This is a genomic window from Ancylobacter dichloromethanicus, from assembly GCF_018390645.1.
Classification (GTDB): Bacteria; Pseudomonadota; Alphaproteobacteria; order Rhizobiales; family Xanthobacteraceae; genus Ancylobacter; species Ancylobacter dichloromethanicus.
On sequence record NZ_JAHBGC010000011.1, the window covers coordinates 154,452 to 177,352 of the forward strand.

Genomic DNA, 22,901 nt, shown 5'->3' on the forward strand with positions numbered 1-22,901 from the left:
TCATAGCCGTTGGATATGGAATGGACCTTGCCATCGCCCTGCGCGCCTTCGTCCGCACCGTCGAGCGTGGCTCCGTCACCGCCGCCGCGCGCGATCTCGGCATTTCGCAACCCGCGGTGACCAAGCACCTGCGCAATCTCGAACGCCATGTCGGCGCCCGGCTGCTGGAGCGATCCTCCCGTGTCGTGCGGCCAACCGCGCAGGGGCAGGCGCTCTATGAGGGCAGCCACGAGGCGCTGATCACCATCGATGCGGCGCTCGAGGGCGTGCGGCGCGACATGGGCGCGATCGAGGGCCATTTGCGCATTCATGCGCCCACCTGCATCGGCGCCAAGCATGTCCATGGCCTCGTGATGGCGTTTCAGCGCCAGCACCCGGCGGTGGCGGTGGACCTGATCCTGGAAAATCGCGACATCGACCTGATCTACGAGAATTTCGACCTGGCGCTACGTTATGGCCGGCCCTCCGGCCAGAATCTCATCATTCGCCATCTCGGCTGGATCGAGCGCATCCTTGTCGCCGCGCCGTCCTATCTGGCGCGGCGCGGTCCGATCGAGGATCTGGGCCAGCTTTCGCAGGCCGGCGTCGTCATCGGTGCGCGGCTGCCGGCGCCGCGCGACCTGCTCTCCCTGCGCCACAGCACGGGCGCGATGGTGGATGTCCCGGTTACCCCGGTGCTGCGCACCAACAGCGCCGAGGTCATCGCCTCCACGCTGGTGTCCGGCCATGCCGCCGGCCCGGTGCAGCGGCTGCTGGTTGCCGACGAACTGGCCGAGGGCCGCCTCGTCCGCATTCTGCCCGATTACGAGGTCCGGCCGACGGAGGCGTTCCTCGCCTATCCCTCTGTCCGCTTCATGCGCCCGGTGGTGCGGGCCTTCACCGACTTCGCCGTGCCGGCGCTTCGTTCGATCGACGGCCTCGCCGTCCGGCACGAGGCGGAGCAATCCGCGCCCACCGCTTCGAGCGAGCACCGTGTCGCGCCCGAGCCGAGCACGCCGATGACGCCCTCCATGGGATAGCCGGCGCGCACCGGCGGCCATGGGGGCCGGTGACGCGGAGCGCCAGCGTCTCGCCCACTGCGCGTCTTGCCCCAGGCGGGCGACCCGCCATCCTGCTTCCCCTCTCCACCCCCCGGTTGAAGATCGGCCCCATCCGCATTATCCTTAACGCCCAGGCACGGGGCGGAAGGTCCGCCTGTGCGGATATGACGAGAGGATCAGGACCCCTGTCCATCATGGCGCTTGCAGCGGCCGACACCAGCCCGGCGACTGCACCTGTCTCCGACGCGCGCTTCGACGCCGAGGAGATGCTCGCCCTCGTTCTCGCCCGTCTCGATGATGACCAGGCCGAGGACGTCGTGTCCATCGAACTGCGCGGCAAGACGACCATCGCCGACTATATGGTCGTCGCCTCCGGCCGCTCCCAGCGCCATGTCGGCGCCATCGCCGAGCACCTCGTCGAGGCGCTCAAGGGCCTTGGCGCCAAGGGCGTGCGCGTCGAGGGCCTGCCGGCCTGCGACTGGGTGCTGATCGATGCGAGCGATGTCATCGTCCACGTCTTCCAGCCGGAAGTGCGCGGGTTCTACAACATCGAGAAGATGTGGTCGGCCGCCGTGCCCGGCGGTCCGGCGAAGATGACGCGCGGCTGACAGCGTCTTGCGTCTGCTGATCGTTGCCGTGGGCCGGCTCAAGGCCGGTCCCGAGAGAGAATTGTGCGCGCGCTATCTCGACCGCGCCGGCAAGGGCGGAAGGTCGCTCGGCCTCTCCGGCCCCGATGTGATCGAGATCCATGAGAGCGCCGCCCGCCGCCCCGAGGACCGCATGGCCGACGAGGGCGCGGGCCTGATCGCCGCGCTGCCCGAGGCCGGGGCGGTGTTGGCGCTCGACCCGCGCGGGGCGGAGATGACCAGCGAGCAGATCGCCGCCGATCTCGCCGCGCTGCGCGACTACGGCGCGCGCCAGCTCACCTTCGTCATCGGCGGGGCGGACGGGCTGAGCGAGGCGGTGCGCGGGCGCGCCGACCGCCTGATCGCCTTCGGCCGCGCCACCTTTCCCCACCAGCTGGTCCGCGTCATGATGGCCGAGCAGATCTACCGCGCGACGACGATCCTCGCAGGCCACCCCTATCACAAGGCCTGAGGGGCGCCCGGCGCTAACCTCACCTTAACCATGCCGGCCCCTCCTAGTCCGATGCCCGCGCGCCGCACCGCTTCGCCGACCCGCCGACACCTGCGCCTCCGCGCCGGCGCCGCGCTGCTGGCCGCCGCGCTGTGGATGGCGGGGCTCGGGGCGGCGCCCGCCCGCGCCCAGACGCCCGCGCCCGCAGATGCCGGGAACCAGCCGGCGCCGAAACAGCGCATCGAACAGCTCGACGCCGAGCTGAAGCAGTCGACCGCCGCCCAGCAGCGCCTCGCCTCCGAGGTGAAGGCGCTGGAGGGCGACCGCGCCAAGCTGAACGAGGCCCTGCTCGACACCGCGATACGGGTGCGCGAGACCGAGGCCAAGCTCGACGTCAGCGAGCAGCGCCTGCTCCAGCTCGGCCGCGAGGCGGACGACATCCGGGAATCGCTCGACGCCCGCCGCGCCGTGCTGGCCGAGGTGCTGGGCGGGCTGGTGCGGCTCGGCCGCCGGCCGCCGCCGGCGCTGCTGGTGCGCCCGGACGACGCGCTGCAGTCGATCCGCTCCGCCATGCTGCTCGGCGCCGTGCTGCCGGAGCTGAAGGCCGAGACCGACCTGCTGGCCAGCGAACTCGCCGCGCAGGAGCGGGTGAGGCAGGACAGCGCCCGCGAACGCGACGCTCTCGCAGAATTGAAACTCTCCCTCGCCGGTGAGCGCCAGCGCACCGCGGCGCTGATCGAGGAGAAGAAGAAGTCGCTGCGGCAGGGCGAGGCGGCGCTGCAGGAGGAGAAGACCCGTGCCGCCGCGCTGGCCGCCGAGGCGGGCAATGTGCGCGAGCTGATGGAACGCATGGAGACCGAGGTCTCGGCCGCCCGCAAGGCGGCCCAGGATGCGGCGCAAACGCAAGCCGGGCAAGGGCCGGCCGACCGGCTGGCGGCCTTGCAGAACCCCGGCCGGCTGGCCCCCGGCGTGCCGTTCGAGGACGCCAAGGGGCTGCTGCCGATGCCGGTCGGCGGGGCGGTGCTGAAGGCATTCGGCGCCGAGGACGGCTATGGCGGCCAGGAAAAAGGCATGTCGCTGGGCACCCGCATCGAGGCCCAGGTAGCCTCGCCGAGCGATGGCTGGGTGGTCTATGCCGGGCCTTTCCGCTCCTACGGACAACTATTGATCATCAATGCCGGCGGCGGATACCATATTCTCTTGGCAGGAATGGATAAGATCACTGTGGAATTGGGTCAGTTCGTGCTGTCCGGCGAGCCGGTGGGGGTGATGGGGCGCGGTCCCCAGCTCGTGTCGTCGGCCGGCCTTGGAACCGCCCAACCCATTCTCTACGTCGAGTTCCGCAAGGATGGAAACTCGATCGATCCAACGCCATGGTGGGCGACGAGCGAAAGCGAGAAGGTACGCGGATGATGCGTAGGACGTCAGTATTTCTCTTCGGTGCGGCGGCCGGCGCCCTGATCGCGGTCGGTGCCACCCAGCCGCGGCTGCTGCTTCAGCCGACCCAGGCGATGGCGGCCGCCTCGGACACCTATCGCCAGCTGAACCTGTTCGGCGACGTGTTCGAGCGCGTGCGCGCCGACTACGTCGAGAAGCCGGAGGATTCGAAGCTGGTCGAGGCCGCCATCAACGGCATGCTGTCCTCGCTCGATCCGCACTCGACCTACATGGACGCGAAGGATTTCCGCGACATGCAGGTGCAGACCCGCGGCCAGTTCGGCGGGCTCGGCATCGAGGTGACGATGGAGGACGGGCTGGTCAAGGTGGTCGCCCCGATCGACGACACCCCGGCGGCGAAGGCCGGCGTGCAGGCCGGCGATCTCATCGCCAAGCTCGACGGCGAGGAGGTGAAGGGCATGACCCTGAACCAGGCCGTCGACAAGATGCGCGGCGCCGTCAACACCCCGATCAAGCTGACCATCGTCCGCAAGGGCCAGGACAAGCCGATCGAACTGTCGATCACCCGCGACATCATCAACATCAAGTCGGTGCGCGCCCGGGTCGAGAACGACAATATCGGCTATATCCGCATCACCTCGTTCAGCGAGCAGACCGGCGAAGGCCTGAAGAAGGCGGTGGCCGACCTGACCAAGCAGATCGGCGAGGACAAGCTCAAGGGCTTCATCATCGACCTGCGCAACAATCCGGGCGGGCTGCTGGACCAGGCGATCGACGTCTCCGACACCTTCCTCGACCGTGGCGAGATCGTCTCCACCCGCGGGCGCGACCCCGAGCAGACCGAGCGGCGCAACGCGCGGCCGGGCGACCTCGCCGAGGGCAAGCCAATCATCGTGCTGGTCAATGGCGGCTCGGCCTCGGCCTCGGAAATCGTCGCCGGCGCCCTGCAGGACCACAAGCGCGCCACCGTGCTCGGCTCGCTCTCCTTCGGCAAGGGCTCGGTGCAGACGGTGATTCCGGTTTCCGGCAATGCCGCGATCAAGCTGACCACGGCGCGCTACTACACGCCGTCCGGCCGCTCGATCCAGGCCAAGGGCATCAAGCCCGATATCGAGCTGGTGCAGGACGTGCCGCAGGACGTGAAGGAGAAGGCCGAGGCCGCCGGCGTCGAGACCACGCGCGGCGAGGCCTCGCTGAAGGGCCATCTGAAGAATGGCGACGACGAGCAGACCGGCTCGCCGGCCTATGTGCCGCCGGAGCCGAAGGACGACACCCAGCTCAAGCTGGCGATCGACCTGATCGAGGGCGTGCAGAAGAACGCCGCCTACCCGGCCGACCCCAAGGCCGCCGTCCCGAACTGACGGCGACCGGGCACCGCAGCGACCAGGCACGGCGGCGGGTTTGCCGCTGCCTGTGTCATCGAGGCAACAGGGCCCGCTCTCGACGAGAGCGGGCCCTCGCTTTTTCGCACTGCCGCCGCGTCTGCCCGTTTCTGCCGCGATCCCGCCTTGGTCGGCGGCGACAAAGGCGGCCATGAACAGCGTGACCGAATCCCGCAACGCTTCCTCCGGGCTGACTTCCGGTTCGCCGGAGCCACTCCCGTCCGGCGCGACGCTGCCCGGCCATGACGACGGACGCGACAGCGCGCGCCATTACGCGGCGGTCGGTTTCTTCGGAGTGGTGGCGCTGTCGGTCGTCAGCCTCGCCGTGGCCGCCTACGCCTTCCGGCCCGGCGAGCCGCTCGCCCCGCAGGCCGCGCCCTTCGCGCATGGGGATGACGGGTTCCCGACCATGGGCGTCGCCGCCGACATGCCGACGCTGCGGCCGAGCCTCGGGCCCGACGATGACGACAGCATCACCGTCTTCGACGGCGCCACCGGGCGCCGCGAGGTGATGTCGCGGACCAGCCCGCTCGACACCGCCGACGCGGCGCATTTCGCCGGCGGGGGCGAGGGCGAGGCGACCACGTTAACCCCGTGAGCGGGTGACCGCCACGGCGGCCTACGCAGGGATGCCATCCTCGCCTATGATCGTGCCGACGCGTGCGTTCCAACTCCGACGGTGGCTTCATGATCCCTTTCGACCAGCTTCCCTACCGTCCCTGCGTGGGTGTGGTGCTCGTCAATTCCGAGGGGCTGGTCTTCCTCGGCCAGCGTGTCGGCGGCCCGGAGCAGGTCGACGGGCAGCATTCCTGGCAGATGCCGCAGGGTGGCATCGACGAGGGCGAGAACCCGGAAGAGGCGGCGCTGCGCGAACTCTATGAGGAGACCAACGTCTCCTCGGTGGAGCCGCTGGCCGCCGCCGCCGACTGGTTCGGCTACGACCTGCCCGAGCCGCTGGCGCGGCAGGCCTGGAAGGGGCGCTATCGCGGGCAGAAGCAGAAATGGATCGCGCTGCGCTTTACCGGCGCGGACGACGAGATCGATGTCCACCATCCCGGCGGGGGCCATCACAAGCCGGAATTCGTCGCCTGGCGCTGGGAATTGCTGGAGCGTACCCCGGAACTGATCATCCCGTTCAAGCGCCCGGTCTATGAACAGGTGGTGCGCGAGTTCCAGCCACTGGTGGCGATGGCGGAATAAGGTCGAACCGCCGGTCGCCCGGCCGCCCGGTCGCCACGGACCTCCCCACGTATATGACCTTTGGACACGTTGAGAACGAACGTTCGTTCTTGACTCGTTCTCGGCGCGTGTCTAAATGCGAACGAACGTTCGCTCCAGAGATGGAAAGTGCATGCCCGCGCTCACCCCCCGCTTCCAATCGGCCAAGCCGCCTGCCAAACCGGCCGCAAAGCCGGCGTCGCCGCGCCGTGCCGGTCCGGCCGAAGCCGTGCCGGATTCGGGCGCCGAGCCGGCCGTCGGGGCGCGCCGCGATCCGCGCCGGCGGGTGCTGGACGCCGCCATTGCCTGCTTCACCCGCGCCGGTTTCCACGGCACCTCGATGCAGCAGATCTGCGCCGAAGCCGGCATGAGCCCGGGCGCGCTGTACCGCTATTTCCCGTCCAAGGAGGCGATCATCATCGCCATCGTGGACGAGGAGCGGGCGATGCGGATGAACTGCCTCGCACTGCTGGAGAGCGCGCCCAGTTTCGTCGACGGGCTGGCCCGCATGGCCGAAGTGATGTTCGGCGGCCAGACGCCGATGGTGTGCCTGGAACTCGGGCCGGAGATCTACGCCGAGGCGGCGCGCAACCCGGCGCTGAAGCCGACCTTCGATGCCGTCGAGGACGAGATGAACGCGGCGATCCGCGCCCATTTCGTCGCCGCGCAGGCGCGGGGCGAGATCGACGCCTCGATCGACCCCGACATCGCCATGCTGATGCTCAATGCCATCGGCGACGGGCTGGTGCTGCGCAACAGCTTCGAGCCCGGCCTGCCGCTGGTCCAGATGATGCCGGCGCTGGCCGGCCTCATCGCCCGCATGCTGGCGCCCGCCGCGACGCCCCCTCTTTCCCCGGACCGCACACCATGACCGTGAAGCCGCCATCCCTGCGCGGGCGCGTGACGCTCGCCCTCACCATGACCGCCGTGGTCGTGGGCCTTGCCGGCTATGCCTTCCGCGACCGCATCGCCGCCGGGCTGAGCCTGTCGGAGCCGGCGCAGGCGGAGGTCGCGCTGCCGTCGCCGAACGAGGTCAAGGGCATCACCATCACCGTGGTGCCGGCCGCGCGCCGCGAGGTGGTGGAGAACCTGCCCGTCACCGGCACGCTGGTGGCGCGCGAGGAGATCATGGTCGGGCCGCAGATCGACGGCTACCAGATCACCGACATATTGGTCGAAGAGGGCGACCGGGTGGAGCAGGGCCAGGTGCTGGCCCGGCTGTCGCGCGACATGCTGGAGACGCTGCTCGCCCAGAACACCGCCAACGCCGCCAAGGCGCAGGCCTCCATCGCCCAGCAGAAGGCGCAGCTGCAGCAGATGCTGGCGCAGCTGACCGAGGCGGAAGCCGCGGTGGAGCGCGCGCGCACCCTGATCAAGACCGGCGCCACCTCGCAGGAGGTGCTGGACCAGCGCGAGCGCGCGGTGAAGGTCTCCAGCGCGCAGGTGACGGCGGCGCAGGAGATGGTGACGGCCGCCGAGGCCGAGGCGGCGCAGATCAAGGCCACCCGCGACGAGATCGAGGTGCGGCTCGCCCGTACCGAGATCAAGGCGCCGCAGGCCGGCATCGTCTCGGCGCGTTCGGCCCGCATCGGCGCCATCGTCCTGTCCGCCAATGCCGAGCCGCTGTTCCGCATCGTCAAGGACGGCGCCATCGACCTCGACGCCGAAGTGCCCGAATCCGCGCTGCCGCGGGTGACGCCCGGGCTGAAGGTGGCGGTGACGCCGGCCGGCTTCGACGCACCGCTCGACGGCTCGGTGCGGCTGGTGGGCGCCAAGGTGGACCCGGCCACGCGCCTCGCCCGCGTCGCGGTGGCGCTGCCGGACGATCCGGGCCTGCGCCCCGGCGCCTATGCGCGCGGCGTCATCGAGATCGCCCGCCATGACGGCGTCGCGCTGCCGCAATCGGCGGTGCAGTTCGCGCCCGAAGGCGCGTTCGTGCTGGTGGTCGAGGGCGACACGGTGCGGCACCGCCCGGTGTCCATCGGGCTCAAGGGCGATGGCTTCGTCGAGATCGCCGAAGGGGTGCGCGAGGGCGAGAGCGTCGTCGCCCGCGCCGCCGGCTTCCTGCGCGACGGCGACCGGGTGACGCCGGTGCCGCTGCCGACCGAGACCGCGAAGGGCGGCGTCTGATGGCTCTCAACATCTCCGCCTGGGCGATCCGCAAGCCGGTGCCCTCGATCGTGCTGTTCGTGGTGCTGACCGCGATCGGCCTCTACACCTTCGACCGGCTGCCGATCACCCGCATGCCGAACATCGACGTGCCGATCGTCTCCGTCACCATCACCCAGCCGGGGGCGGCGCCGAGCGAGCTCGAATCGCAGGTGACCAAGATCATCGAGACCTCGGTGGCGGGCGTGCAGGGGGTGAAGCACATCAGCTCCGCCATCACCGAGGGCACCTCGCTCACCGTGGTCGAGTTCCAGCTCGAGACGCAGGTCGACCGCGCGGTGAACGACGTGCGCGACGCGGTGACCAAGGTGCGCACCGACCTGCCGCAGGATATCGAGGAACCGCTGGTGCAGCGCGTCGATGTCGAGGGCATGGCCATCGTCACCTATGCCGCCTCGGCGCCGGCGATGACGCCGGAGGAGCTCTCCTGGTTCGTCGACGACACGGTGATCCGCGCCTTGCAGGGCGTGCGCGGCGTGGCGCAGGTGAAGCGCGAGGGCGGCGTCGACCGCGAGATCCGCATCTCGCTCGACCCCGACAAGCTGGCGGCGCTGGGCGTGACGGCGGCGGACGTCAACCGCCAGCTCGCCGCCACCAATGTCGACCTTGCCGGCGGCCGCGGCGAGATCGGCACGCAGGAGCAATCCGTGCGCACGCTGGGCGGCGCCACCACGGTGGCCGACCTCGCCGAGACCCGCATCGCGCTGCCCGCAAGCGAGGGCGGATCGTCTCGTCACGTGCGCCTCGCCGATCTCGCCTCGGTGACCGACGGGGCGGCCGAGCCGCGCATCTTCGCCCGGCTCGACGGCAAGCCGGTGGTGGCCTTCGGCGTCTACCGCGCCAAGGGCTTCTCCGATGTGGTGGTGGCGGACGCGGCGGAGGCGGCGCTGCGCGCGCTGGAGGCGCGCCACCCCGACGTCGCGATCACCATGATCGATTCCACCGTGAAGTACACGCAGGCGGACTACACCTCCGCCATGCACACGCTGATCGAAGGCGCGGTGCTGGCGGTGATCGTGGTGATGCTGTTCCTGCGCGACTGGCGGGCGACCGTCATCTCGGCGACGGCGATACCGCTCTCCATCCTGCCCACCTTCTGGGTGATGGACATGCTCGGTTTCTCGCTGAACGGGGTGAGCCTGCTCGCCGTCACGCTGGTGACCGGCATCCTGGTCGACGACGCCATCGTCGAGATCGAGAACATCGTGCGCCACATGCGCATGGGCAAGTCGCCCTACCGCGCCGCCATCGACGCCGCCGACGAGATCGGCCTCGCCGTGGTGGCGACCACGCTGACCATCGTGGCGGTGTTCCTGCCGGTCAGCTTCATGGGCGGGATCGCCGGCCAGTATTTCCGCCAGTTCGGCATCACGGTGGCGGTGGCGGTGCTGTTCTCGCTGCTGGTGGCGCGGCTGCTCACCCCGATGCTGGCGGCCTATTTCCTGCGCGACCACGGCCATCGCGAGACGCCCGACAGCCTGCTGATGCGGTTCTATGTCGGGCTGCTGCACCGCTCGATCCGCCACCGCTTCCTCACCGTCGCGGCCGGCATCCTGCTGTTCATCGGCTCGATGTGGCTGTCCACGCTGCTGCCCTCCGGCTTCATTCCCAATTCCGACGTGTCGCGCTCGGTGATCGCGCTGGAACTGCCGCCGGGGGCGACGCTGGAGGCGACGCGGCGGGTGGTGGACGAGGTGACGGCGAAGCTGAAGGCGCAGCCCGAGGTCGCCAGCGTCTTCGCCACCGCCGGTTCCGGCTCCACCGGTGGCCCGGCCGACGGCGCCGGCGAGGTGCGCAAGGCGACGGTCATCGTCAATCTGGTGCCGCGCGCCGAGCGCGAGGAGACGCAGAAGCAGTTCGAGATGCGGCTGCGCGAGGAGATCGCGCGGATTCCCGACCTGCGCTTCAATTTCGGCGCCTCCGGCGGCGCCGGCCCGGGCGGGCGCGAATTCACCGTCATCCTCTCCGGCTCCGACGGCGCCCAGGTGGAGGCGACGGCGCTGGAGCTGGAACGCGAGATCCGCGAGCAGGTGAAGGGCCTGTCCAACGTGCAGACCTCGGCGGCGCTGGAGCGCCCGGAGCTGCGGGTGGTGCCGAAGCTGGCCGAGGCGGCGGAACTCGGCGTCTCGGTGTCCGACATCGCCCAGACGGTGCGCATCGCCACTCTCGGCGACGTGTCGCAGAACCTTGCCAAGTTCTCCGCCGGCGACCGCCAGGTGCCGATCCGGGTGCAGCTCGACGAAGCGGCGCGCGGCGACCTCTCCACCTTCGAGACGCTGAAGGTGCGCACCGCCGCCGGCGCCTCGGTGCCGCTCTCGGCGGTGGCGGACATCTCGTTCGGCACCGGGCCTTCCAGCCTCGACCGCTACGACCGCGCCCGCCGCGTCGCCATCGAGGCCGACCTCGCCGGCGACACCCAGCTCGGCGAGGCGCTGGCGGAGGTCTATGCGCTTCCCGGCGCCAAGAACCTGCCGGCCAGCGTGGTGCTGACGGAATCCGGCGATGCCGAGATCATGGGCGAGGTGTTTGGCGGCTTCGCCACCGCCATGGGCGCCGGCGTGATGATGGTGCTAGCGGTGCTGGTGCTGCTGTTTGCCAATGTGCTGCAGCCGATCACCATCCTGATCGCGCTGCCGCTGTCGGTGGGCGGCGCCTTCATCGCCCTGCTGCTGACCAACAACGCGATGACGCTGCCGGTGGTGATCGGCTTCCTGATGCTGATGGGCATCGTCACCAAGAACGCGATCCTGCTGGTCGACTTCGCCATCGAGGCGGTGCATGCGGGGGTCGACCGCACCACCGCGCTGATCGAGGCCGGCCGCAAGCGCGCCCAGCCGATCGTGATGACCACCATCGCCATGGTCGCCGGCATGATGCCTTCCGCCATCGGCCTTGGCGAAGGCGCCGATTTCCGCTCGCCCATGGCGATCGCGGTGATCGGCGGGCTGATCGCCTCCACCGTGCTCTCGCTGGTGTTCGTGCCGGCGGTGTTCACGCTGATGGACGATCTGGGCCGGCTGATGGTGCGGATCTTCGGCCGCTTCATCGGCGCGCGGGACGAACCGGACGAGCAGGCCCCGGTGGCGCGGCCCGGCCTCCACGCTGTCGATGCCGGCCCGCACTCGACCCCGCGCCCGCCCCTGGCGGCGGAATAGGGGGCGTTTCCCCACATCCACCCTCATCCCCCCGGTGCTGTCCCGGGGCACAGGGGGCCGGGAACCGTCGTGGCTGCGAAGAGGTTTACGCCGAAGCGTCTTGCGCGGGGTCCCGGCTCGCCTTCCGCTTCGCTTCAGGCGTCCGGGACACGGGGGCTATTGCAGCGTGCCGTCGCCTTCGCCGCCGGTGCGGGCCATGGTCATCTGGGTGACGGCGATCAGCATCTCGGCGCGCGAGGCGAGGCTCGGCGCCTCCAGCAGCGCCTGCTTCTCGCGCGGGCCGAAGGGGGCCATCATGGCGAGGGCGTTGACCAGCGCCTCGTTGGGCGCGTCCTTGATGCTCTTCCAGTCGGCTTCCAGCCGGTTGGCGTCGAGATAGTCGGCCAGCGTGCGCAGCAGCGTGCCGCGGTCGACCCCCTCGGCGCCGGCATTGGGGGTGAAATCGTCGCGGAACGGCTCGTAATCGACCCGGGCCTGCCGGAACGGGGTGCCGGAATCGACTTCTGCCACCACCCTGAAGCGGGCGATGCCGCTGAGGTTGAGCAGGTAGCGCCCGTCGCCGCTCTCGGCGATCTCGGTGATGCGGCCGACGCAGCCGACGCCGACGATCTCCGGCGCGCCCGGCACGGAGAGGGCCGCCGGCTCCGGGGCGGTCTGGATGATGCCGATCAGCCGGTTACCGGCCAGCGCGGCGTCGATCATGGCGACATAGCGCGGCTCGAACACGTTGAGCGGCAGCTGGCAGCGCGGCAGCAGCAGCGCCCCCTCGAGCGGGAAGAGCGGGATGATGGACGCCAGCTCGGACGGGGCCGTGTAGGGATTGTTGATCGCCATTGCGTTCCTTGCGGGGGGTGGCGCGTTGCAACAGGTCTCGCGCCCGCGCGGGGCGGAGGCTCAGGCAAACAGCAGAGAGGACAGCCGGCGGCGGCCGGCAAGGGTGTGCTCGTCGGTCGGGCCCCACGCCTCGAAGAACTGCACCAATTGCTTGCGCGCGCCGTCATCGTTCCAGGTGCGGTCCTTGCGCACGATGGACAGCAGATGGTCCAGCGCCTCCTCGCGCTTGCCGCGGGCGCTGAGCGCCACCGCGAGGTCGAAGCGGGCCTGATGGTCGAGCGGATTGGCGGCGACCTTCGCCTCCAGTTCCTTCACGTCGCCCAGCGCGGCCGCGGCCTCTTCCAGCTCGATGGCGGCGCGGACGGCGGCGAGGGCGCTGTCGGTGGCGCCGGCCTCGGGCGCCAGAGCGAGGGTGGCCTTGGCCTGTTCGAGGTTGCCGGCGGCCAGCTCGGTGCGGGCGAGGCCGGCGATGGCGGCGAGATTGGCCGGCTCCTCGCCCAGCACGGCGGCAAAGATCTCCGCCGCCCCGACGAGGTCGCCCTCGGCCAGCGCCGCCTCGCCGCTGGCGAGGATGTCGGCGGTGTCGTTGCCGCCGCCGGAGGCCGCGACCAGCTTGTCCACCAGCGCCTTGACCTGGGTCTCCGGCTGCGCGCCCATGAAGCCGTCGACCGGCTGGCCGTTGACGAAGGCATAGACGGTGGGCAGCGACTGGATGCCGAGCTGCTGGGCCACGGCGGGGTGATCGTCGGTATTCATCTTGGCGAGGCGGACCTTGCCCTTGGCGGCGCGCACCACCTTCTCGATGACCGGGGTGAGCTGGCGGCAGGGGCCGCACCACGGAGCCCAGAAATCGACCAGCACCGGACGCAGGCGCGATTCCTCGACGACCTCCTTCATGAAGCTCTGGGTGGTGACGTCGATCACCACATCGTCGCCATTGGCGGCGGGAGAGGAGGGCTGGTTCAGCAACATCTGTCGTCCTCGCAATGGGTGCGCGTACTCGCGCTCTAAGATGGTCCGTGCCGTCGTGAATGCAACGGGGCGGCGCTCACCCCGCGGGCGCCGGCGCCTCGCCCGCCTCGCCGCGGCGGGGCACCGGCAGGATCAGCGGCTCGTGGCCGGTGGCGCGCAGGAAGCGCACCAGGTCGTCGCGGCGGATGGTGGTGGTGGCGGTGTTGACCAGCGGGTGGCAGTTGATCTCGTCATGGGCCATCAGCCCGGCGTCGAGCACGACGGTGACGCGGCCCGCGACATCGTTGACCGGGCCGAAGGCGGTGACCGCGCCGGGCTTCACCCCGAGCACCTCTTCCAGCAGCTCGGCGCTGCCGAAGGAGAGCTTGCCGGCGGCGTCGAGCGGGCCGTGCAGGCTCTTGAGATCGACCCGCGTCTCCTCCTCGACCACGACGAGGAAGAGATTGCCCTTCTTGTCCTTGAGGAACAGGTTCTTGGTGTGGCCGCCGGCGATGTCGCCGCGCAGCGCCTGCGAATCCTCCACCGTGAACAGCGGCGGGTGCTCGACCGTGCGTGTGGCGATGCCGAGTTCGTCCAGCCGGGCGAGGAGGTCGTCGCGCGAAAGCGGGGCAGAGGTGTGGGCTGTCATGGGACGGTCGCGGCCGGTGCGGGAGGAAGGGAGCCCGCGCGTTCTAATGCGGGCGGAGGGGCGACCGCAAGCGTCGACGCCGTGCTGTCGACGGCACGGCGCGGGCCGGCGCCGCCGGCCCCCGCGCCGGATGCAGGGCGGGCGCGCGCGGAACCGCCGTTGACAGCCGCCGGGGCGCGGGCCCACATCTGGCGGGCACAGTGCGGGAGACATCATGCGTCCAGTCATCGGTGTGATCAGCGACGTGAAGGCCCTCGGCGGCCACATCGTCCATGGCGTCACGGAGAAATACATCTACGCCGTCGCGCGCGGCGCGCAGGCGATGCCGGTGCTCCTTCCCGGCACTGTCTCGGCGGTGGATGCCGACATGGCGCCCGAGCGCGCGGTGGTGGAGGAGATCCTCGATACGGTCGACGCGCTGTTCCTGCCGGGCAGCCCCTCCAATGTCGGGCCACAGCATTATGGCGATCTGCCGCACGACCCGCCGCTGCCGGCCGACCCGCACCGCGACGACATTTCGCTGCCGCTGATCCGCGCGGCGCTGGAGCGCGGCGTGCCGCTGTTCGGGGTGTGCCGGGGGTTCCAGGAAATGAACGTGGCGCTGGGCGGCACGCTGTTCCAGAAGCTTTACGAGCAGCCCGGCCGCTTCGACCACCGGGAGGATTCCGGCCTCGACATCGAGGGCCAGTACGCCCCGGCGCACGAGGTGATGCTGGCCGCCGACGGGCTGCTGGCGAGCCTCGCCGGGGCGACAAGCTGGCGGGTGAACTCGCTGCACGGCCAGGGCGTGGCGAGGCTGGCGCCGGACGTGGTGGTGGAGGCGCAGGCGGCCGACGGCACCATCGAGGCGTTCCGGGTGCCGGACGCGCCGGGCTTCAACATGGCGATCCAGTGGCACCCGGAATGGCGCTTCTGGCAGGACAAGCTGTCCAGCGGCATCTTCACCGCCTTCGGCGCGGCGGCGCGGCTGGCGGCCGAGCGCCGGCGCGGCGGGGCCCGGCTGAAGGCGACGGGCTGAGGCCGGGTTTTCACCCGACGTCATCGCCGGGCCTGACCCGTGGATGACGTTGGGGGAGGCGCGCCGCCTACCCCAACTGCGCCAGGAGATGGCCGATGCCGTCGCGGATGTCGGCCTCGATGGCGCGGCGCAGCGCCGGCTCGTCGCGCGCCCGCAGCGCCGTGAGGGCCTGGGCGTGGCGGTCCACGGGGTAATGGGTCTCCAGGTCGGCCAGCGCCATGCGCATGAACGGGCCGATCTGCAGCCACACCGATTCGATCAGCGGCAGCAGCACATTGTCCGCCCGCCCACCATAGAGCGCGGCATGGAAGGCGAGGTTGGTCTCGATCATCGCCTCGGTGTCGCCGGCTTCCACCGCCGCGTCGGACTCGGCGTTGAGCGCGTCGAGCCGGGCGATGAAGGCGTCGTTCGCCCCGGCGAGCGCGCGCGCGGCGGCCTCGCATTCCAGCAGGGTGCGCGCCGCCATCAACTCCTCGAAGCGACGGGCGGTCATTTCCGGCACCCGGACGCGGCGATTGTCGAGCAGCACCAGCGCCCGCTCGGCCACCAGCCGGCGCAGCGCCTCGCGCACCGGCATGGAGGACACCCCGAGCGCGTCGGCGAGGCCGCGGATGGTCACCGCCTTGCCGGGCGGGAAGCGGCCGGCCATGACCGAGCGGCGCAGCCGGCGAAACACCCATTGCTGCAGGGTCTCGCCGTCGAGGCGCGGGTCCTGGGCGAGATCGAGGGCAGGAGAATCCATGGCTCGTTGGCGACCGAAGGGTTGTTGGCGACCGAAGGCTCGCGGGTGGCGCGGTGGCGACGTGAGAATGTCAGCTTGCTGCGCTATATAGCCGGAATATCATCCATCCGTTCGCCGAGATCGCGAGAACCCTGCCCATGGCCACCACCCCCGAGTTTCCCGCCGCGCGTTCGGGCTACGAGATCGATCCCAAGCTGCTCGAACTGCTGGTCTGCCCCGTCACCAAGGGGCCGCTCGACTACAACCGGGCGGGCCATGAGCTGGTCTCGCGCGCGGCGCGGCTGGCCTACCCGATCCGCGACGGCATCCCGATCCTGCTCGCCGACGAGGCGCGCACGCTGACAGAGGAAGAAGCGGCGCGGTAGTTTCTACAGCGCTTCCCCGCGCAGCAGGCGCGGCGACTGGCCGCCGAGGCCGGCGGCGTCGCGGATGAAGAACGACTTCAGCGCCGGCAGACGCTCGACCAGCCCGAGGCCGACATCGCGCACGAGGCGCACCGCGTCCGAGCGCATGCCGAACAGGCGGTTGAGCCCGTCGGTGGCGGCGCCCATGGCCAGCGTGTCGAAGCGGCGCCAGCGCTGGTAGCGCTCCAGCACGTCCGGCCCGCCAATGTCGAGGCCGAGCCGGGCGGCGTCGGTGACCGCCTCGGCCAGCGCGGCAACATCGCGCAGGCCCATATTGATGCCTTGGCCGGCGATGGGATGGATGGTGTGGGCGGCATCGCCCACCAGCGCGAGGCGATCACTGATGAAGGCGCGCGCCATCTGGAAGCCGAGCGGGAACGCCCTCGGCGCGTCGAGGATCTCGATTTCGCCGAGTTCCAGCCCGAAGCGCTGTTCCAGCTCGTCCCGCAGCAGCACACGGGGCAAAGCGAGCAGGCGCGCGGCGGCCTCGGTCGGCTCGGTCCAGACGATGGAGCAGCGATTGCCGGTGAGCGGCAGCAGGGCGAACGGCCCGGCGGGCAGGAAATGCTCGATCGCCCGGCCGCCATGCGGGCGCTCATGGCCGACCGTCATCACGATGGCCGACTGGTGGTAGGACCAGCCGGTGACGCCGATGCCGGCCAGCGCGCGCAGCTTCGAGCGGGCACCGTCGCAGGCGGCGAGCAGGGAGGCGGCCGGTTCCGCGCCATCGGCCAGCCGCAGTGCGGTGCCGGCCGGGCCGGGGGTGAAGCCGGCGACGCGGGTCGGCAGCAGCTCGATGCCGCGCGCGCGGGCCAGCTCCGTCATCGCGTCCTGCAGAACCGCATTGGGCACCATATGGGCGAAGGGCTCGCCCGGCTCCACCTCGCCGTCGAACGACAGGAACACCGGCCGGGCGGCGTCGCCGAGCTTCGAATCGGTGATTTCCATGGCGAGGATCGGCTCCGCTTCGCCGGCCACGCGCTCCCACACGCCGAGCGCCTCGAACAGGCGGCGGGCGCCGGCGGCGATGGCCGAGGCGCGCAGATCCGTGCTCGCCGGACGAGAGGAGGCGGGGTCGGCGACGGCGAAGCGCGCGCCGTCCCCCAGCCCCTGCCGCAGCGCCAGCGCGAGGGACAGGCCGGCGAGCCCGCCGCCCGCCATCACCGCATCGTATCGCCGCGGCCGCATGGATTGCTGCTGCATCGCTTTTCGCCTCCGCTCCCGACCATCCGCGCATTGTGCACCGGCCATCCTATGCCTTAGCTACGCAGCCCGGACAATGAGCGCGATCAAGGCCGCGCCCGTGCCGCCAGCCGAGGAGCCGACCGCCGATGACCAACAGCGCCGCCGAACTCGTCGCCCTGCTCGATCTGGAGCGGCTGGAAGACAACCTCTTCCGCGGCGACAACCCGCCGGAATCCTGGCCGTTCCGCACCCGGGTGTTCGGCGGGCAGGTGCTGGCGCAGGCGCTGGTGGCGGCGCAGCGCACGGTGGAAGGGGCGGGCGCCCATTCCATGCACGCCTATTTCCTGCTCGGCGGCGATCCGAACGTGCCGATCGTCTATGACGTCGAGCGGGTGCGCGACGGGCGCAGCTTCGCCACGCGGCGCGCGGTGGCGATCCAGCACGGACGGCCGATTTTCATCATGTCGGTGTCGTTCCATCGCGAGGAGCCGGGGCTGGAGCACCAGCTCGACCTCGACATGGAGGTGCCAGCCCCCGAGGAGGTGCCGGGCATCGGCGAACTCCCCGAGACCGTGCTCGCCCGGCTGCCGGCGCCGGTGCGGAACTACTGGCTGCGGCCGCGCCCGATCGAGCTCAAGCCGATCGGCCTGGGCGAACGGCACGAGGCGCCGCGCCGCGCCGTCTGGTTCCGCGCCAATGGCCGGCTGCCGGACGAAGCCGGCCTGCACCGCGCGGTGCTGGCCTATGCCAGCGACATGACGCTGCTGGAGGCGACCACGGTGCTGCACGACACCAGCGTGCTCGGCGAGACCTTGCAGGCGGCCAGCCTCGACCATGCGCTGTGGCTGCATCGCTCCTTTCGCGCCGATGACTGGCTGCTCTACGCGCAGGACAGCCCGAGTGCGTCGGGCGCCCGCGGGCTGGCGCGCGGGCTGGTCTATGACCGGGCCGGGCGGCTGGTCGCCTCGGTGGCGCAGGAAGGGCTGATCCGCCCGATAGCGCCTTCATAACGGGCAGTTGCCTAAAAATTAGTCTATATATGGCAATTGTGCGGCAATGACTCAGGATGGGGCAGGGTGCCGATCAACAATTGAGCAAGCAGGCCGTGCGGCGACACGGCGGAAGGGCTCCCGCACGCGCCGTGGAGGGCCGCGGAATTCCGGCCGAGGCCGCAAGAACCGTTGATCTGACAGGGTTGGCACGCGAATTGATTCTTTCTGGTCGGCTTGACCGAACGGTTGGAACAATCCGCCTGGCCGAGTCCGACATGAAACGCCCGGAACCCCGCCAGCGGTTCGGGGCCAAGCGGGGACAGGAACCATGAAGATCGTCATGGCTATCATCAAGCCTTTCAAGCTTGAGGAAGTCCGGGATGCGCTCACTGGCATTGGTGTGCACGGACTGACCGTCACGGAAGTCAAGGGATATGGCCGTCAGAAGGGCCACACCGAGATCTACCGCGGCGCCGAATATGCGGTGAGCTTCCTGCCGAAGCTCAAGATCGAGGTCGCCGTGCCTTCCGATCAGGTTTCCAAGGTCATCGACGCCATTACCACTTCGGCCAAGACCGGCCAGATCGGCGACGGCAAGATCTTCGTCTATGCGATCGACCAGGCCGTGCGCATCCGCACCGGCGAGACCGACGCCGACGCGCTTTGAGCCCGCGTCACTGATCCCGACATTTTCCGATTGCGACGGAGCACTGAACCCATGACGACGAAGAATTGGATACGCGCGGGCCTGCCTGCGCTGGCGATGACGGCGCTGTTCGCGGCCGCCGCTTTCGCCCAGGACAACCCGGCCACCGGCGCCGAAGCCACCGCCGAGGCCGCCGCCGCGGTCGTCACCGTGGACAAGGGCGACGTCACCTGGATGATGGTCTCCTCCATCCTGGTGCTGTTCATGACGGTGCCGGGCCTCGCCCTGTTCTATGGCGGCCTGGTGCGCGCCAAGAACATGCTGTCGGTGCTGATGCAGGTCACCGTCATCGCCGCGGTGATGATGCTGATCTGGGTGTTCTACGGCTACTCGCTCGCCTTCACCGACGGCAACGCCTTCATCGGCGGCTTCGACAAGGCCTTCCTCGCCGGCGTGACGACGGACAGCCTCGCCGACACCTTCTCGGCCAATGTCAAGATTCCCGAATACATCTTCATCGTGTTCCAGATGACCTTCTCGGCCATCACCCCGGCGCTGATCATCGGCGCCTTCGCGGAGCGCATGAAGTTCTCGGCGATCGTGCTGTTCTGCATCCTCTGGGTGACGTTCGTGTACTACCCGATCGCCCACATGGTGTGGTTCTCGGAGGGCTACCTGTTCGCCATGGGCGCGCTGGACTTCGCCGGCGGCACGGTGGTGCACATCAATGCCGGCATCGCCGGTCTGGTCGGCTGCATCATCATCGGCAAGCGCACCGGCTACGGCAAGGAACTGATGCCTCCCCACTCGCTGCCCTTCGCCATGGTCGGCGCCAGCGTCCTGTGGGTCGGCTGGTTCGGCTTCAATGCCGGCTCCAACCTCGAAGCCAATGCCGGCACCACGCTCGCCGTGATCAACACCTTCGTCGCCACCGCCGGCGCGATCGTCGGCTGGACGCTCATCGAGTGGCTGGCCAAGGGCAAGCCCTCCATGCTCGGCGCGATCTCCGGCATGGTCGCCGGCCTCGTCGCCATCACTCCGGCGGCCGGCCTTTCCGGCCCGCTCGGCGCGATCGTGCTCGGCTTCGTCGCCTCGATCATCTGCTTCTTCTTCTGCACCACCATCAAGAACGCGCTCGGCTATGACGACAGCCTCGACGTGTTCGGCGTCCATGGCGTCGGCGGCATTGTCGGCGCCCTCGGCACCGGCATCGTCGTCGCCCCGGCGCTCGGCGGCCCCGGCGTCGCCGACTACGAGATGGGCCACCAGGTGTGGGTGCAGTTCCAGGCGGTGGCGATGACCATCGTGTGGTGCGGCGTGGTCTCGGCGATCCTCTACTATGTCGTCAATGTCATCGTCGGCCTGCGGCCGTCGGTGGAGAAGGAGCGCGAGGGCCTCGACATCGTCGAGCATGGCGAGCGCGCCTACCACAGCTGATCCGGGGCTGGCCGTCGCCAGCCTCCCGTTCCGCAGCCTCCCGCTGCCTCAGGACCCCGGCATTCGCCGGGGTCTTTTCTTTTGCGCCGCGGCCCCGTTCCCGGCGCGGGCGCCGCGCCGGCTCCGGCATGGTTAAGAACGCCTTTACCGCAGCGGCGCTATTGTGCCGGGAGAGGCCGCATTCCCGCGGCCGAGGCGAGATGCTTCCCGTGCCCGACGCCCGCTTCCCCGATGCCGCCGCGAGGCCAGCCACCGCGAGCCCCGATCCGGGGCCGGCCGCGCGCTCGCCCTTCGTGCGGCTGACCGAACTGCTCGCCGACCTCGCGCCGGGCAAGCCGGCGCTGAGCCTTGCGGTGGGCGAGCCGCGCCACGCCATGCCGGGCTTTGTCGGCGACGTGCTGGCCGACCATCTCGACGGCTTCGGCCGCTATCCCGCCGGCAGGGGCCTGCCCGAATTCCGTCGCGCCGCCGGCGACTGGTTCGCCCGCCGCTACGCGCTGGCGCGCGCGCCCGACGCCGAGCGCGAGGTGCTGGTGCTCAACGGCTCGCGCGAGGGGCTGTTCTTCGCCGCGCTGATGGCGCGCCGGCTGCTCTCGCCGCAAAAGCGCGCCCGCATCGGCGACCGCGAGCCGGCGGTGCTGCTGCCCAACCCGTTCTACGCCGCTTATGGCGCGGGGGCGAAGGCGGCCGGCTGCGCCAGCGTCGACCTGAAGTTGCCGGCCGATGGCGGCTGGCTGCCCGACCTCGACGCGCTGACCCCGGAACTGCTCGACCGGTCGGTGGCGCTGTATTTCGCTTCGCCCGCCAACCCGCAGGGCACCATCGCCCCCCGCGCCTATCTCGAGCGGCTGGTGGCGCTGTGCCGGGCGCATGAGGTGATGGTGTTCGCCGACGAATGCTATTCCGAGATCTGGCTGGGTGACGCCCCGCCGACCGGCATTCTTGAGGTGGCGGGGCCGGATTTCGCCGGGGTGGTGGCCTTCAACTCGCTGTCGAAGCGCTCCAGCCTGCCGGGCCTGCGCTGCGGCTTCTGCGCCGGCGACGCCCGCTTCATCGAGGCCTTCGCCGAGTTCCGCAATGTCGCCGCGCCGCAGGTGCCCGAGCCGCTGCAATGGGTCGGCATCGCCGCGCTGGCGGATGAGGCGCATGTGGCGGAGAGCCGCGACCTCTACCGGGCCAAGTTCGACGTCGCCGACCGGGTGCTGGGCGGTCATTTCGACTATCGGCGGCCCGATGGCGGCTTTTTTCTCTGGCTGAACGTCGCCGGGCGGTGCCGCGGCGCGCTCAGCGCCGGCGAAGAGGCGGCGCGCCTTCTGTGGCGGCGCGAGGGGCTGCGCACCGTGCCCGGCGGCTATCTTTGCCGCAGCGGCGCGGACGGGCGCAATCCCGGCGCGGACTATCTGCGGCTCGCGCTGGTGCAGGATCTGGCGACGACGCAGGAGGCGCTGCCGCGCCTTCTGGCCGGTCTGTCCTGAGCGGGGCGGGCGGTTGGCGCGGCGGGGCAAGGACACGGGGCGGGAGACGGGGCAGGACATGGGGACGCAGAGGACGATGCGGGCGCCTCGGCTGGAGGCTGCCGCCCCCCGCGCCGCACGGCCACGGGTCCGGCTGGACCCCGCCGGCAACGGCAAGGCGGGGAGCGCGGGCGCGCGGGCGCACCGGGCGGGCAAGAGCGCGCCAGGCGGGTTCCTGCCCGAGGAAATCAGGGGCGCGATCAGCCGCCGGTCGGCGGAACTGGTCGGCCTGACGCTGCTGTGCCTTTGCGCGCTGATGCTGCTGGCGCTGGCGACGTGGTCGGCGGACGATCCAAGCTTCAGCCGTTCCAGCGCGGCGGCGCCCTCCAACCTGCTGAGCCTGCCCGGCGCCGTGTTCGCCGACCTGATGATGCAGCTTTTCGGCGTCGCCGCGCTGGCGGTGGTGCTGCCGATCGGCATCTGGGGCTGGCTGGTGCTGACGCATCGCCACCCGGGGCGGCTGCGGGCGCGCCTGTTCGCCCTGGCGGCCGGGGTGGTGTTCGCCGCCGGCTTCGCCGCCTGCCTGCCGCGCTTCGGCGGCTGGCCGCTGCCGAGCGGGCTGGGAGGCGTGCTCGGCGAGGGCGTGCTGGCCGTGCCGGCCGCGCTGCGCGCCGGCTGGCTCACCAGTGCCGACTACGCCGTCGCCGGCCTCGCCTGCCTCATCGGCGCCGCGCTCACCCTGCCGCTCGCGGTGGGGTTCGGCCTTCGCTCCGGCGAGACCGGGGGCGCGGACGAACGGCACCGCGACGCGCCGCCGGCGGGCTACGAGGATGACGAGCCCGGCTGGCCGGCCTTCCTGCTCGGCATGACCACCCACGCCGTGCTGTCGCTGAGAGCGCGCTTCGGCTCCGGGGCGCCGCATCGCCCGCGCCCGGCCCGGCCCTCGCGGGGGCTGGCGGACCGGCTGCGCGGCGCCGTCGGGCTCGACGGGGACGACGAGGACGAATTCGCGGCGGCCACCCGCGGCCGGCACGAGCCGAGCTTCGGCCGGCGGGACTTCGACGAGGAAGAGGACGTCGCCGGCTTCGAGAGCGCCGATGACGGCCTGCCCGACATTCTGGAGGACGCCCCGGCCGCGCCGCCCGCTTCC

At 70.6% G+C, this 22,901-nt stretch carries 22 protein-coding genes; 17 read left to right on the forward strand and 5 right to left on the reverse strand.

The genetic code is table 11. The features are described from left to right. The first annotated feature begins 20 nt into the window (after nucleotides 1–20). The 10 genes from KHC23_RS06390 (at nucleotide 21) to KHC23_RS06435 (ending at nucleotide 11,439) form a co-directional block, all read left to right on the forward strand. On the forward strand, nucleotides 21–1,019 hold the full coding sequence (locus tag KHC23_RS06390; RefSeq protein WP_213370619.1) for a LysR family transcriptional regulator: 999 nt from the start codon (nucleotides 21–23) through the stop codon (nucleotides 1,017–1,019). Between the two features lie 215 nt (nucleotides 1,020–1,234). Continuing rightward, nucleotides 1,235–1,648, forward strand: coding sequence for a ribosome silencing factor (gene rsfS, locus KHC23_RS06395; RefSeq protein ID WP_213370621.1), 414 nt, complete (start codon nucleotides 1,235–1,237; stop codon nucleotides 1,646–1,648). Between the two features lie 7 nt (nucleotides 1,649–1,655). Then, nucleotides 1,656–2,138, forward strand: coding sequence for a 23S rRNA (pseudouridine(1915)-N(3))-methyltransferase RlmH (gene rlmH, locus KHC23_RS06400; RefSeq protein ID WP_213370623.1), 483 nt, complete (start codon nucleotides 1,656–1,658; stop codon nucleotides 2,136–2,138). 51 nt (nucleotides 2,139–2,189) lie between these two features. Then, nucleotides 2,190–3,530 carry a murein hydrolase activator EnvC family protein gene (locus KHC23_RS06405; protein ID WP_309299192.1) on the forward strand — a complete coding sequence of 447 codons (1,341 nt, stop codon included), beginning with the start codon at nucleotides 2,190–2,192 and terminating at the stop codon, nucleotides 3,528–3,530. Further along, nucleotides 3,527–4,876, forward strand: a complete 1,350-nt coding sequence (locus KHC23_RS06410) for a S41 family peptidase (protein WP_213370625.1) — start codon at nucleotides 3,527–3,529, stop codon at nucleotides 4,874–4,876. Before KHC23_RS06405 ends, KHC23_RS06410 begins: the two co-directional genes overlap by 4 nt. A 172-nt stretch (nucleotides 4,877–5,048) precedes the next feature. Then, on the forward strand, nucleotides 5,049–5,495 hold the full coding sequence (locus KHC23_RS06415; RefSeq protein ID WP_246544300.1) for a hypothetical protein: 447 nt from the start codon (nucleotides 5,049–5,051) through the stop codon (nucleotides 5,493–5,495). Between the two features lie 89 nt (nucleotides 5,496–5,584). Next, nucleotides 5,585–6,097, forward strand: a complete 513-nt coding sequence (locus KHC23_RS06420; protein WP_213370627.1) for an RNA pyrophosphohydrolase — start codon at nucleotides 5,585–5,587, stop codon at nucleotides 6,095–6,097. 151 nt (nucleotides 6,098–6,248) lie between these two features. Continuing rightward, nucleotides 6,249–6,986 (forward strand): TetR/AcrR family transcriptional regulator, encoded by a 738-nt coding sequence (locus tag KHC23_RS06425; protein WP_213370629.1) that lies wholly within the window; start codon nucleotides 6,249–6,251, stop codon nucleotides 6,984–6,986. Then, on the forward strand, nucleotides 6,983–8,245 hold the full coding sequence (locus KHC23_RS06430) for an efflux RND transporter periplasmic adaptor subunit (RefSeq protein WP_213370631.1): 1,263 nt from the start codon (nucleotides 6,983–6,985) through the stop codon (nucleotides 8,243–8,245). The genes KHC23_RS06425 and KHC23_RS06430 overlap by 4 nt, the downstream gene beginning before the upstream one ends. Continuing rightward, nucleotides 8,245–11,439 carry an efflux RND transporter permease subunit gene (locus KHC23_RS06435; protein WP_213370633.1) on the forward strand — a complete coding sequence of 1,065 codons (3,195 nt, stop codon included), beginning with the start codon at nucleotides 8,245–8,247 and terminating at the stop codon, nucleotides 11,437–11,439. Before KHC23_RS06430 ends, KHC23_RS06435 begins: the two co-directional genes overlap by 1 nt. Before the next feature lie 156 nt (nucleotides 11,440–11,595). Here KHC23_RS06435 and KHC23_RS06440 read toward each other — a convergent pair whose 3' ends face one another. The 3 genes from KHC23_RS06440 to KHC23_RS06450 form a co-directional block, all read right to left on the reverse strand. After that, nucleotides 11,596–12,273 (reverse strand): LON peptidase substrate-binding domain-containing protein, encoded by a 678-nt coding sequence (locus KHC23_RS06440; protein WP_213370635.1) that lies wholly within the window; start codon nucleotides 12,271–12,273, stop codon nucleotides 11,596–11,598. Between the two features lie 60 nt (nucleotides 12,274–12,333). Continuing rightward, nucleotides 12,334–13,245, reverse strand: a complete 912-nt coding sequence (trxA, locus tag KHC23_RS06445; protein WP_213370637.1) for a thioredoxin — start codon at nucleotides 13,243–13,245, stop codon at nucleotides 12,334–12,336. A 76-nt stretch (nucleotides 13,246–13,321) separates the two neighbouring features. Beyond that, the gene (locus KHC23_RS06450) at nucleotides 13,322–13,873 is read right to left on the reverse strand and encodes a prolyl-tRNA synthetase associated domain-containing protein (RefSeq protein ID WP_213370639.1); all 552 of its coding nucleotides are present in this window, start codon (nucleotides 13,871–13,873) and stop codon (nucleotides 13,322–13,324) included. Between the two features lie 214 nt (nucleotides 13,874–14,087). Here KHC23_RS06450 and KHC23_RS06455 point away from each other — a divergent pair, with 214 nt between their 5' ends. Continuing rightward, on the forward strand, nucleotides 14,088–14,891 hold the full coding sequence (locus tag KHC23_RS06455) for a gamma-glutamyl-gamma-aminobutyrate hydrolase family protein (RefSeq protein WP_213370641.1): 804 nt from the start codon (nucleotides 14,088–14,090) through the stop codon (nucleotides 14,889–14,891). A gap of 67 nt (nucleotides 14,892–14,958) precedes the next feature. On the opposite strand, the gene KHC23_RS06460 is transcribed toward KHC23_RS06455, so the two are convergent. Further along, on the reverse strand, nucleotides 14,959–15,633 hold the full coding sequence (locus KHC23_RS06460; protein ID WP_213370643.1) for a GntR family transcriptional regulator: 675 nt from the start codon (nucleotides 15,631–15,633) through the stop codon (nucleotides 14,959–14,961). 137 nt (nucleotides 15,634–15,770) lie between these two features. Between KHC23_RS06460 and KHC23_RS06465 the strand changes: the two genes are divergently transcribed. After that, complete coding sequence (locus KHC23_RS06465; protein WP_213370645.1) at nucleotides 15,771–15,998, forward strand: Trm112 family protein; 228 nt, start codon at nucleotides 15,771–15,773, stop codon at nucleotides 15,996–15,998. A gap of 3 nt (nucleotides 15,999–16,001) precedes the next feature. On the opposite strand, the gene KHC23_RS06470 is transcribed toward KHC23_RS06465, so the two are convergent. Further along, on the reverse strand, nucleotides 16,002–17,225 hold the full coding sequence (locus tag KHC23_RS06470) for a ubiquinone biosynthesis hydroxylase (RefSeq protein WP_246544303.1): 1,224 nt from the start codon (nucleotides 17,223–17,225) through the stop codon (nucleotides 16,002–16,004). A 143-nt stretch (nucleotides 17,226–17,368) separates the two neighbouring features. Here KHC23_RS06470 and KHC23_RS06475 point away from each other — a divergent pair, with 143 nt between their 5' ends. From KHC23_RS06475 to KHC23_RS24325, 5 genes are all read left to right on the forward strand, one after another. Beyond that, nucleotides 17,369–18,232 (forward strand): acyl-CoA thioesterase, encoded by an 864-nt coding sequence (locus KHC23_RS06475; RefSeq protein ID WP_213370649.1) that lies wholly within the window; start codon nucleotides 17,369–17,371, stop codon nucleotides 18,230–18,232. A gap of 310 nt (nucleotides 18,233–18,542) precedes the next feature. After that, on the forward strand, nucleotides 18,543–18,881 hold the full coding sequence (locus tag KHC23_RS06480) for a P-II family nitrogen regulator (protein WP_013168191.1): 339 nt from the start codon (nucleotides 18,543–18,545) through the stop codon (nucleotides 18,879–18,881). 51 nt (nucleotides 18,882–18,932) lie between these two features. Next, entirely contained in the window at nucleotides 18,933–20,297 is a 1,365-nt protein-coding gene (locus tag KHC23_RS06485) for an ammonium transporter (RefSeq protein ID WP_213370651.1), read from the forward strand. 209 nt (nucleotides 20,298–20,506) lie between these two features. After that, nucleotides 20,507–21,772, forward strand: coding sequence for an aminotransferase class I/II-fold pyridoxal phosphate-dependent enzyme (locus KHC23_RS06490; protein ID WP_425514563.1), 1,266 nt, complete (start codon nucleotides 20,507–20,509; stop codon nucleotides 21,770–21,772). Nucleotides 21,773–21,830: 58 nt separating this feature from the next. Beyond that, nucleotides 21,831–22,901, forward strand: a 1,071-nt coding sequence (locus tag KHC23_RS24325; RefSeq protein WP_246544306.1) for a DNA translocase FtsK 4TM domain-containing protein, incomplete at its 3' end; no start/stop codon positions are given.